8 protein-coding genes are annotated in these 11432 nt (G+C 44.9%); 4 read left to right on the forward strand and 4 right to left on the reverse strand.

What is annotated here, in order from left to right; genetic code table 11:
• Window positions 1-242: 242 nt before the first annotated feature.
• Window positions 243-458, reverse strand: a complete 216-nt coding sequence (locus QT974_RS22260; RefSeq protein ID WP_333470599.1) for a hypothetical protein — start codon at window positions 456-458, stop codon at window positions 243-245.
• A gap of 600 nt (window positions 459-1058) precedes the next feature.
• On the opposite strand from QT974_RS22260, the gene QT974_RS22265 reads away from it, so the two are divergent.
• The 3 genes from QT974_RS22265 to QT974_RS22275 all read left to right on the forward strand — a co-directional run bounded on the left by QT974_RS22265 (window position 1059) and on the right by QT974_RS22275 (window position 5925).
• Complete coding sequence (locus tag QT974_RS22265; protein ID WP_333470600.1) at window positions 1059-4064, forward strand: EAL domain-containing protein; 3006 nt, start codon at window positions 1059-1061, stop codon at window positions 4062-4064.
• Window positions 4065-4178: 114 nt separating this feature from the next.
• Complete coding sequence (locus QT974_RS22270) at window positions 4179-4994, forward strand: Uma2 family endonuclease (protein ID WP_333470601.1); 816 nt, start codon at window positions 4179-4181, stop codon at window positions 4992-4994.
• A gap of 40 nt (window positions 4995-5034) precedes the next feature.
• Window positions 5035-5925, forward strand: a complete 891-nt coding sequence (locus QT974_RS22275) for a Uma2 family endonuclease (protein WP_333470602.1) — start codon at window positions 5035-5037, stop codon at window positions 5923-5925.
• Window positions 5926-5960: 35 nt separating this feature from the next.
• Here the strand turns inward: QT974_RS22275 and QT974_RS22280 are convergent, their stop codons facing one another.
• From QT974_RS22280 to QT974_RS22290, 3 genes are read right to left on the reverse strand one after another with little or no spacing between them, the layout of a single operon-like run.
• Complete coding sequence (locus tag QT974_RS22280) at window positions 5961-7415, reverse strand: DUF1802 family protein (protein WP_333470603.1); 1455 nt, start codon at window positions 7413-7415, stop codon at window positions 5961-5963.
• A 42-nt stretch (window positions 7416-7457) separates the two neighbouring features.
• Entirely contained in the window at window positions 7458-9386 is a 1929-nt protein-coding gene (locus QT974_RS22285) for a P-loop NTPase fold protein (RefSeq protein WP_333470604.1), read from the reverse strand.
• Window positions 9387-9434: 48 nt separating this feature from the next.
• Window positions 9435-10157 carry a hypothetical protein gene (locus QT974_RS22290; protein WP_333470605.1) on the reverse strand — a complete coding sequence of 241 codons (723 nt, stop codon included), beginning with the start codon at window positions 10155-10157 and terminating at the stop codon, window positions 9435-9437.
• A 555-nt stretch (window positions 10158-10712) separates the two neighbouring features.
• Here QT974_RS22290 and QT974_RS22295 point away from each other — a divergent pair.
• Window positions 10713-11192 (forward strand): rhodanese-like domain-containing protein, encoded by a 480-nt coding sequence (locus QT974_RS22295; RefSeq protein ID WP_333470606.1) that lies wholly within the window; start codon window positions 10713-10715, stop codon window positions 11190-11192.
• Window positions 11193-11432 lie beyond the last annotated feature (240 nt).

Consider the following 11432-nt stretch of genomic DNA (forward strand, 5'->3'; position numbering starts at 1 on the left):
ATATGCGTCAATTAACTCCGCTTTACTCCAATAAAGGCGTTTCTAGTAATTAGACCGAGCGAGCAATCTCTTCACTTATAGATCGGAATTCATCTCATTTGTCGAGATATTGAAATGAAACATTTATCGATCGATCGTCTGGGTCTGGTACAAGTAGCATTCATTGTTGAGGCCAGCAAGCCCGAGCTAGCTGCAATTGTATATCTTTTTCAGTTCAGAGGCTCTGGCAATCTAAGAAATTTTCAATAATCATGAAATAACTTATTACTAAAGTTGCCAAATTTTAAACATAAATTGACAACAATCTCAAAAATAGCTGAGCGCCAAGCGGGCATCAGGAGCGCAGGTTTGTCCTCGATAAATTTTGGGTCGATCGAGAATTGAGAATTCGCGATCGCAGCCAAACAGATCGCAGAACCAGAAGCCATACAAACAGAATTTACAGTTAAAAAAGCCAAAATGCTCGCTCCCAAATTAACCGCCCTCTCATCACCAGCAGAGGCTCAACCCTGCCAGGAATCTGCTAATTTTAATTTTTGAAATTTCGCAGCAGCAAGCAGTTGCAAAATCGATCGATTAGTTTGCGACAGCAATTAGGGTAACGGGGCTGTACTCCCGATGAATATTGCGCCGGAGTGCGGGTGAAGCTGCTAGTCCTGGTAAATCTGCTGGGCATCTTGATAGAGGAAGTGCGGGGATTTGGGAAGAGGGGGGAGAGGAATTGAGGGGTAACAACTATAGTGCGGTGAAGATGTGCTTTTATAAATGCCCGGCGGGAGCATATCATGCTTGGAAAAAAGTATTTTTCTGAGAGTGCGAGCTCTTCAAAAACTTGGGAACACTTGCTTGTACTAGCTCGGGAGGACGATCGCGCGCGGTTAAAAGCCAAACTCAGATGCTCGCGTGCGCCGCGAGCAAGCGTAGAAAATATGACTAACAACTAACGTGAAATCCGGCTTAGTTACAGGCCAACATACAATCTACGTTCGCAAGTCCTGAAAAACGTTAAAGTAAGAAACAACTCGGAAATTGCAAAGGTTTGCTTGAAAGTTTGGCTGATGGGAAATCGGGATAACCAGTCAATTTCTAATTTAGGTGAAGTGGGGGGTATCGGCGGCGATACTGCGTCAGAAGCACTGTGGCTGCGCGATCGAGCTTTGGCAGCTACTAGCAGCGGTATTATTATTGCTGACGCCAATGCGCCCGACTGTCCCGTAATTTATGCCAATCCGGCCTTTGAACGGATCACAGGGTACTGCGCCCGTGAAATCTTGGGGCGCAACTGTCGATTTTTGCAAGGCCCCGATACCGATCGCACTACGGTAGCTAAGATCCGCGAAGCCTTGCGCGAAGGTCGAGCATTGCAGGTGACAATCAAAAATTACCGCAAAGACGGCACTGCTTTTTGGAACAAATTGTCGCTATCTCCCCTGCGAGACGACAGCGGTAATTTGACTCATTTTGTCGGAACTCAGTCCGACTTATCCGAACGCATCGAAGTCCAGGAAGCTTTACAGCAAGCCAACGACCAACTGCAAACGATTTTGGAAGCTGTTCCGGGCATAGTATCTTGGATTAGCTCGGATTTGCGGTATTTGGGCGTCAACCGCCACTTAGCTAAACTGCACGGTTTGTTACCGTCGGCTTTTGTCGGTCAAGATATCGGTTTTCTGGGCGTAAGCTCGGATTTTCACTCTTTTGTGGTGGAGTTTTTTGCCAGCGACGCTACGGAAACGGTGAAAGAACTCAGCGCTAAGGTGAAAACCGACGGCGGACAGTCGGCGGCACACTATTTGATTGTGGCTCAAAAGTACGATCGGGGTAACGCCGCTTGTCTGGTAGGGATTGACATTACCGAGCGCAAGCTGGCAGAAGAAGCTCTGGTGCTGACTCGCAAGGCGGTGGAAAGTTCGAGCGACGCGATCGGCATCAGCGATGCTGACGGCACTCACATCTATCAAAATCAAGCGTTTTCTCAGCTATTTGAATGGGAAACCGCAGAGGAATTTAAACTCGCTGGAGGTATACCGGCGGTTGTTGCTGACCCCGCAGTCGCCCTGGAGGTTCTGGACACGATCGCGCAGGGTTATTCTTGGTCTGGTGAAATTACCAACCGCACTAAAAGCGGCAAAATTTTGCAAGTGCTGCTGCGCGCCGATGCAATTAAAGACCGCACAGGGACAATTGTCGGTCAGATTTACATGAATACCGACATTACCGATCGCAAGCGCACGGAACAAGAACTGCGACAAAGCGAGAAGCGTTTTCGCTCGCTGATTGAAAATGCTAGAGACATTATTGTAATTCTCGACGAGAAAGGCTTTTGCCGCTATGTCTCTCCTTCCGCCGAGCGGATTTTGGGCTACCCGACGGGGGAAGTGCTCGGCCGCTCTGTATTTGACTTGATTCACCCCGATGAATTACCGATGGTGGATCAAGTTTTTCAAGGTGTCATCCAAATGCCGAGAGTTGGGCTGGGATTGGCGGAATACCGAGTGCGGCACAAGGACGGTTTTTGGTGCGTGTTGGAAGCGGTGGCGACGAATTTGCTCTCTGAACCTTCGGTGCGCGGAATTGTCGTCAACTGTCACGACGTGACGGAACGCAAGGCGGCTGAAGACCAATTGTTGCACGATGCTTTGCACGACGCGCTGACGGAATTGCCGAACCGCGCTTTGTTGACTGACAGGTTGGGCCAAGCTTTTGCGCGCGTTCAACGGCATCCGAACTATCAATTTGCGGTGCTGTTTCTGGATTTGGACAGGTTTAAGGTGATTAATGACAGCCAGGGACACCGCACGGGCGATCGGCTATTGGTGGCTGTGGCTCGCCGTCTCTTAACTTGTTTGCGCCCCGGCGATACGGCGGCTCGTCTGGGCGGAGATGAATTTGTGATTTTGCTCGAAGAAATTCAAGGTGTTGATGAAGCCATCGCCCAAGCTAAGCAAATTCTTAAGGCGATCGAACGACCGCTTTATTTGGAAGGTCATAAAGTTTTAATTACTGCTAGCATCGGCATTGCTTTGAGTACCGACAAATATCAGTGGCCGGGAGATATTTTGCGCGATGCTGATATTGCCATGTATCGCGCCAAAGCTCTCGGAAAAGCTCGCTACGAAGTGTTTACAAGTTCGATGCACACTCGGGCTGTGGCTTTGATGAACTTGGAACACGATTTGCGGCAGTCGATTGAAGAACTGAATTTGACATATTCAATAGTGGATTTTGCAGGTCTGCCCCCGGCGGAGAACTCCCCATTCTGCGAAATCGACTGGAAGCTGGAGCGTCCGAAATCACAATTTACTCCTCCTCAATTGGAATGTCCTTTTACTGTTTATTATCAGCCGATTGTTTGTTTGAAAAGCGGCTCGGTTATCGGATTTGAGGCGCTGGTGCGCTGGCTGCACCCCGAACGCGGTTTAGTTTCTCCGATGGAATTTATTGCAATGGCGGAAGAAACTGGGTTAATTATGCCTTTGGGTTTGTGGGTGTTGAACGAAAGCTGCCGACAAATTATTCAGTGGCAGAGTTTGAACTTACCTGTGGGAAATTCGCGGCTGACAGTAGCAGTAAATCTTTCGGGAAGGCAGTTTTCTGAGCCGGAGTCGATCGAGCAAATTAAGCAAGTTTTGCAGGAAACTGGTGTTAACGCTCGCTGTTTGAAGTTGGAGATTACTGAGACTGTAGTGATGGAAGATGGGGAAGCGGCGGCGGCTATGCTTTCGCAGTTGAGAGAATTGGGGATTGAGCTGTGTATTGATGATTTCGGTACTGGTTATTCGTCTCTGAGTTATTTGCACAAATTCCCGATTAATATTTTGAAGGTCGATCGCTCTTTTGTCAGTCGCATCGGAGCAGCGGGCGAAAATTTGGAAATCGTGCGGGCGATCGTCATGCTGGCGCGCAGTTTGGGGATGGAGGTAGTCGCAGAAGGTGTCGAAACCGCCGTGCAATTGGCTCAACTGCGGGCGATCGGCTGCGAGTACGGTCAGGGGTACTTTTTCTCTAGACCTCTCGACAGCGAGGCTGCTACAGCTTTATTGAGGCGATCGCCCAAATGGTAATCCGATCTACAATAGTTAGTAGGGTGCGTCAGTCCGCAAACGCTCGATCGTCGTCCCACAACTTCACCTGACGCACCCTACAAAGTCTATAAAAATCAACTCATACCAAAACCTATGTCTCAATCAATCGCCCCAGTTTTAGAACAAAAGCAAACAGATACTTCTCCGACTTTAACCTTTGAAGAATACAGAGTTTATCAAGGAGAAACCGATGTACAATACGAACTGTACAAAGGCAAATTAATCCCGATGCCAACAGCAACAATTTTACATATCAAAATTTGCGAATATTTGGTTTACAAATTGCAGCGTTATTTAGCCGATCGCAATCTCGACTTAGTAGTGAAAACTAGCTTAGGAGTGAGAACAGATGAAAATAAATCCCGGATTCCCGATGTAGTCGTCTGCACTAAAAGTCTTCTCGAACAAGCTGCTGCTAGACCCGGTGCAGGCATCCTCGATTTTGATGAAAAGCCGCTATTAGTGATAGAAGTAGTCAGCCAAGATCGGCGGGCAGATTATGTGATCAAACGGGGAGAGTATGAACAAGCTAACGTACCAGAATATTGCATTGTTGACCCTAAACTTGGCAAGCAAAAAATTAGGCTTTTTGCATTGATTGAAGGTGAAGATGGTTACACTTACACAGATTTCTTGCCCGGTGAGGAAATTATATCTGTAGTATTTCCAGATTTCGTTTTATCGGTGGATGAAATACTGAATCCACCATTGGTAGACGAGTTAGTGAAGGCAGAACGAGCTCAGTTGCAGGAATCACAGCAACAAGCCGTAATCGAACGTAAACGCGCTGAGGAGCAGCGTAAACGCGCTGAGCAGCAGAGTCAACGCGCTGAGCAGCAGAGTCAACTCGCTGAAAGATTAGCAGCGAGGTTGCGGGAATTGGGAGTAGATCCTGATACTGTCGTTTAAATTTAAAATAATCAGAAATACTCGCTGAGGTCACAAAGATATGTCTGAACCTATTGTGCCAGTTAATGAAGAAAATCAAGTTGATGATTCACCCACATTAACTTTTGAAGAGTACCGAGTTTATCAAGGGGAACCTGATGTACAATATGAACTGTATAAAGGTAAACTCTTAGCAAAACATAGGTTTGAATCAATTCCGCCAGTTTTCACAGAACAGCCAGTTGATAATTCACCCAGATTAACTTTTGAAGAATACCGAGTTTATCAAGGAGAACCTGATGTAAAATATGAACTGTACAAAGGCAAATTAATACCAATGCCAACAGCAACAGTTCTACACATCAAAATTTGCGAATATTTAGTTTACAAAATCCAGCGTTACCTAGCCACGCACAATCTCGACTTAGTAGTAAAAACTAATCTAGGAGTCAGAACCGATGAAAATAAGTCCCGGATTCCTGATGTAGTTGTCTGCACTCAAAGTCTTTTGGAACAAGCTGCTGCTAGGCCCGGTGCAGGCATCCTCGATTTTGATGAAAAGCCGCTGTTAGTGATAGAAGTAGTCAGCGAAAATCACCCTGAATATTACATAATTAAACGAGCGGAGTACAACTTAGCTGATGTGCCGGAATATTGGATAGCCGATCCGAAGCAGAATAAGGGAAAGCTGCGGGTTTTAGCATTTCCAGAAGACGACGATATTTACGAACAGAATGATTATTTGCCGGGGCAAGAAATCGCATCTGTACTATTTCCAGATTTGGTTTTGTTGGTGGACGAAATACTTAATCCGCCATTGGTTGAGGAGTTAGTGAAAGCAGAACAAGCTCGATTGCAGCAACTCGAACAGGAAGCTGTAATCGAACGTCAACGCGCTGAAAGATTGGCGGCTAAGTTGCGGGAGTTGGGAGTAGATCCTGATACTGTTTAAGGAATTGAAATAGTGGCACTCGCATCAATTCTACCTCAATCATCTAATCGCAAGTCGCGCAGGAAGTAAAAGCGATCGCGCCCTAAATTATCTGCTTGAATTCGCCCTGCATAACCTGTTAGGGGAGAAGAAAGTTCTACTAAAATTTCGTGCAACTCTTCGCGGGACAAATGCTTGGGTGGGTTAGACATGGAATACGCACCGCTCAAAGCATCAACACTGGCTCTTTCAGAACCTGTAGTTGCTAAATACTTTTTCAGAATAGAAAGAACGTGCGATCGCACTTTAATTTCTTGTTCAACTTGCTCAATATATTTAGCAACTTCATCATCAGATTGTCCCGGTTTTAAGTATTCTTTCAGTTTAAATAAGTCCACCGAGTTAGGATATTTGCTTTGCAGTTTAACCAGTTTTTCCAGCGTTTCAGGGTTCATAATTGCCATACCGTGTACTTTTGCTGCATCCATAAGTTGAGGAGTTGGAACGCCAGGGCCAATAATCAACTTAGTGGCTTTTTTGAGCATTTCTGCATCTCTGAGGCGTAACGTTCCTAAATTCAGCAATTGAACCGCTGTATCGTTAGGAATTTTTTTACCCGCTTTGCACTCACCAACCAGAGGGTAAGGTTTTGAGCAGAATAAATCTAAGCCGCCAGCACCACCTTTGTGAGCATAATCTATGGTAAATCCCAAAAACTCAAGGCTATCGCGCACTATAATTTCAAAGTCTGTTCCTGCTTGATAGTTACTTATGTTTGTATCTAGTTCTTTGGTGCGATTTCCCAAAGATGCTATGGTATTTATCCAAGATAAATCCGGTTTGATTGGTTTTACAGGCTTATCGTTACTCCAACCTAGAAATATTTTGATTTCTTCATCTAGTTGTTTGGCTTTTGGGTTGGTGGTGGATAAATGCACTAATGCACTTTGCAACTCTTCCAATTCTGGATGTTGGGGAGGCTCTAGTTTTTCCAGCTTTTTGCAGAGTTTTGCAAATATAGACTCGCTCAACACAGGCGTTGAATCAGTCACAGTGAGGGATTTTGGCAAAGATACAAAATTCCCGCTGGGATGCACTGGGATTTCATGCGACTGAGGCAGTAAATAAACCCGCAGGTAAGCTACAAAAATAAAAGGACGCTGCTGGAGAATTTGCTGTAATGCCTCTGTTTTCCAGACTGTTAATCGCGACAAAGCCTCTAATGATTCAGGTTCATTCACCATTTGGCACAATTCGCACCTAGCCCAAGCTTTGATCGAAACTTTATCTGAAACTACCAGTGGGAGTTCTAATTGCCCTGACTCTGAAAACAAGCTCATTTGCTTAGGTTTCATCAAGGGCATATTAGAATTATCGGCTGGATAGAGTGCATATTGTTCTCCCGGATTAAACATTCGCCAAACTATTGCTGCAATCATTCGCCCTTGAATTAAAGCTTCTACGTCTGGAGCAGGCAAACGGATAGCCCTGTCAATGTTGACTAACGACATGAGAGTATTTGTGCCAATATGAAGTTGATAGTTTAGGAAGCCTTAATTAAACTCGCTCAGTAAATTCTCGCACGACTTATCTAATTCTTCTGACTCCGATAAGTCATCCATAATAGACTCCGCTACAGCTACGGGTTCATCTTCAATCAGATCCGTAGGAACCTCATAGGAGGGATCGCTGAGAATCTCTTTAAGCAAGGGGTTACTAGCCCCTAGCATTTTCTGGGCACCTTTTTCTGCAATAAAATTGAAAATTTCCTCCTCACTCACCCCATAATCTACTTCGCGCTTCTGATAAACAGCCCGAATAGCTAACAGCGGTTTAATTTCATCTTCTTTGAGTGGGACATATTCTCCACCTTGCTGTTTAATGAGCGGTACAAGATACTTTTCCTCAAGGTATGAAGTAATCTTTTTGCTCTGGGAACGAACCAAACAACCGCGAGTTAAATTAAAAGTTTGGTAATCATTTAACCTTTTCAAACCTGCTCCCAATCCTTTGCCACCAGAATACTGAAGCACTGCAACTCCAATGTTTACATCTGTTCCGTTGTCTTTGACAATTACCTTGAAATTGATGTAATCATCCTTGCCTCCACGTTTCTTAACTTTATCTGTGGCTGACTGAACTGTCACCCTTTCCACCGTCTGACCAATCAAACTCTGAAAGCCAAATAAAATAGCATCAGCAAGCAGATAATTATCTTCTAAATAAATTCCTATGTCTTCCTCTAGCTCTTTGACAAAAGCAAGTTCAACGGGATTAGAAATCTCGGGATTTTTAGTGCCTTCACCCGTAGAAATAGGAGGATTACAATTTTCTTTACACCACTTCAAAACCTCTCTAGCAGTGGGTTTTTCTTTGCCAAGGTCGCTGAGTTGAATTTGAGTGAAGGGATAAATTGGCTCAGGAGGAATTAAGGTTTGCCGTTGATAATATTTGTCCAACCAAAAGCTAACCAAGTTAACAATTGATTCCCCATCCATGTATTTTAAGTCAATCGGATTTCCCTGAACCGAAACCTTAGTGTACACTCCACCAGGTAGCTGCTTAATTTTATTGCTCCATTGAGCAGGCATCATTACACTCAGTATCAAACCCAGGTTGAGATTTTGGAACAAATCTTTGATTAGTCCTGCAACAATCTGACTGATGTGTAAGCCACTAATATCGTCGTAGGCATCAGGCGTGTCTAACTCATCAAAGCAAATAACCAGTTCCTTGTACTCACTAATCAAATCTAAGATTTGCAGAACCGCCTCAAAAGATTGGCATTGACTCGGTAATTCCAATTCATTAGCTTTGTATTGAGCAAGCTCTTGACCCTCTAACCATTTGATTGCATAAAGTGATTGTTCGTCGGAAAGTGTCCAGAAAATGGCCTTGACAATATCAGGATCGCTAACACTTTTCGCTTGCAAAAATGCTCTTGTTAGTTCCTTGACCCACTTCTTTACTTGCCTTGAAGTGCCGTTTTTAAATTTTTGCAGAAATTCTTGAGTAGCAAAAACTTTAGCGTTTGATTGAGCAATCTGTAAAGCATTGTTAGCCATTGCCGTTGCTAGTTCTTGCCACTGTCTCACCCCGTCCCTGCCAATCTTTCCAAGGCTCTCAGCCAATATTCGCTGAAATCCTTGTTTAATTTGACCGATATTACCGTATTTATTAGCGTAGACAAATAATCCCCCGCCATGCTCCTGTAAACGATGGCGGATGCGGCTAATAATGTGAGTTTTTCCGGTTCCATCCTGAGCAGTTATCGCGATCGAAGTTGTCTTGTAGTGACCAGCACGAATTTGAGCAAGTGCCTGAAATACAGCATCAGAGGCGTGGGCATTTATTGTCTCAACATCGAAGAATTCCTGACCCCAAACATCACCAGCATTTAGAAAAGGAGGTTTTGCAAATGGGTTTTGACTTAAAAGAGCTGCGTTAAGGTCTTCAAGGGAGGAAACAGGAGAAGTAGTCATAGCTTCTGGTGTGAGGTTAACGAATTTACAAAAGGATTTAAGCCGATTTTAGGAATTTAGCCGTTTGACATAGTAACGAAGTGCACCAAGTGCAGTTTTGATTGAATCTTCTGCCTTATCGATCGTAATATCTGTCATTTCACCCCCGATTAGCTGAAAAATATCATTAGCCTGCATTTCCAACAGCCACTCATTGAACTGCGATCGCCCAACTCTTTCCCCGATCGCCCGCCGCATCCGATAAATCGGCACTAAATCGTCTAAGTTGTAATCCCGGTTCAAGCTGTCGTACACATCGATCGCCACAGCCTTAAAATTGTCATAGGAGGCGATCGCCCCTACATCCTCCTTCCCCGTCTCCACAGCAACACTCGCCGCACCATCCTGATGCCGAATCCACTTCAGCAGAGCATTTCCCAGCCGAGTACCGATTTGAGAACCATCAAACTCAAACAGAGAATCCCGACTTTTCAAGCCCTGCGCTAAAACCTCTTTCCCCTTCGCGCTCAACTCCACCCGCGTCACCCGATTTACCAGCGAATACTCGATCGCCCCAGATTCCTGCAACTGCGCGAGCACTTCCAGATACCTCTGACTCGTCTCATTAGTCCGCACAATCCGCTTCGTCAAATCCCCCTTTTTAACCGGAATCTGACCGCCGCCCAAATCCCACAAATTCAGCAATACCCGAACTTTCGCCTTCGCCTCCCAAACCGCTTGCTCTTCGGGCGTCCCAGTTTTAGACACAGGAATTTCATTTTGCTCAGACATATGTATACCTTTAAATACCTATTGTTAGTATCAAATTTTACCAGAAATTTTGCTGAAAAATATCTCAACTTCTCAGTAAAATAGCGCGCGAGGCGGAGCACAACCTATGCAAACTTCATTTTCAAATAATTGGCATTGACTAAAATTTGATTATTTGATACAATGGCTGACTGGACGATCGATCGCACTTCAAAATATCTACAGTCAATCAGATCGATCGTACATTTCCATCAAAACAATCGGAATTAACGCAACTTACCAGAAAGAATTGGTTTAAAGCCCAAAGCCCGCGAGAAATTAAAATCAGACGATTTATTACTCCAATGCTCGGACTTCCAGGTAGAGGTCGCCCTCAAGCCCTCAAGCGGTCAACGGTCAACGGTCAACGGTCAACTTAGCAACCTCAACAAATATAGCGCTCCCAACCGCAGTCAACCACCAGCAATTCAACTTAACTGCGACTTTAGTTCAATAGCCGATTCCGCCTTTAGAAAGACGCATTCAACCGACACATCTCGTTACATTGCAATCAAAGCATAGAACAGAATTTTACCCATGAAAACTATTCCCGACCAAATTGCAGACATCAAAGAAAAACTGCCAGATTTGACTCCCACCCCTCCCGGTTTAAAAGCCCAAGTATCCAGCCACGACCTCAAATCCCGTTTAGATTGGGGCGAACCCGGACTGACAATCATCGACGCCCGCGACTTTGAAAGCTTCGACAAAAGTCGCATCACCGGTGCCGTACCAATGCCAAGCGACGAATTAGTAGAGCGTGCCAAATCCAGCCTAGAGCCCGAACGCGACATCTACATCTACGGCGAAACCGACGAACAAACTGCTGAAGCAGCCAATCTGCTACGCGCAGCCGGCTTTAGAAAAGTAGCCGAATTAAAAGGCGGAATTCCTGCTTGGAAAGCCATCGACGGCCCCATCGACGGCGCTGTCGAACACGGTACTCCCGGCCCCGACGCCTACAATGTTTTCGCTCGTTTGGAACATCACGCCAAAGCCCAGAAAATTAACAAATAATCTCACACAATACCTCGATACCCGACTTCTTCAAGAAGTCGGGTATCTAACAGAACAATTTGTTTGTAGTAAGAACTGAAGTTCTTAGCAAATAAAACTTTTAAGAGAGGACTAAAGTCCTTACTACAAACTTTTAAGAGAGGACTAAAGTCCTTACTACAAACTTTTAAGAGAGGACTAAAGTCCAATGGCACTGAAAAAGTGAGCAAAAAAAAATCTGTAAGGCAATATCTACATAGA

Origin of the sequence: Microcoleus sp. BM001215392 (assembly GCF_036700185.1) — a bacterium.
In the GTDB taxonomy this organism is placed as follows: domain Bacteria; phylum Cyanobacteriota; class Cyanobacteriia; order Cyanobacteriales; family Microcoleaceae; genus Microcoleus.

Bases quoted from the DNA above. Each gene is read 5' to 3' on its own strand.
- QT974_RS22265 (WP_333470600.1), top strand. From the start codon at position 1,059: ATGGGAAATCGGGATAACCAGTCAATTTCTAATTTAGGTGAAGTGGGG.
- QT974_RS22270 (WP_333470601.1), top strand. From the start codon at position 4,179: ATGTCTCAATCAATCGCCCCAGTTTTAGAACAAAAGCAAACAGATACT.
- QT974_RS22275 (WP_333470602.1), top strand. From the start codon at position 5,035: ATGTCTGAACCTATTGTGCCAGTTAATGAAGAAAATCAAGTTGATGAT.
- QT974_RS22280 (WP_333470603.1), bottom strand. From the start codon at position 7,415: ATGTCGTTAGTCAACATTGACAGGGCTATCCGTTTGCCTGCTCCAGAC.
- QT974_RS22285 (WP_333470604.1), bottom strand. From the start codon at position 9,386: ATGACTACTTCTCCTGTTTCCTCCCTTGAAGACCTTAACGCAGCTCTT.
- QT974_RS22290 (WP_333470605.1), bottom strand. From the start codon at position 10,157: ATGTCTGAGCAAAATGAAATTCCTGTGTCTAAAACTGGGACGCCCGAA.
- QT974_RS22295 (WP_333470606.1), top strand. From the start codon at position 10,713: ATGAAAACTATTCCCGACCAAATTGCAGACATCAAAGAAAAACTGCCA.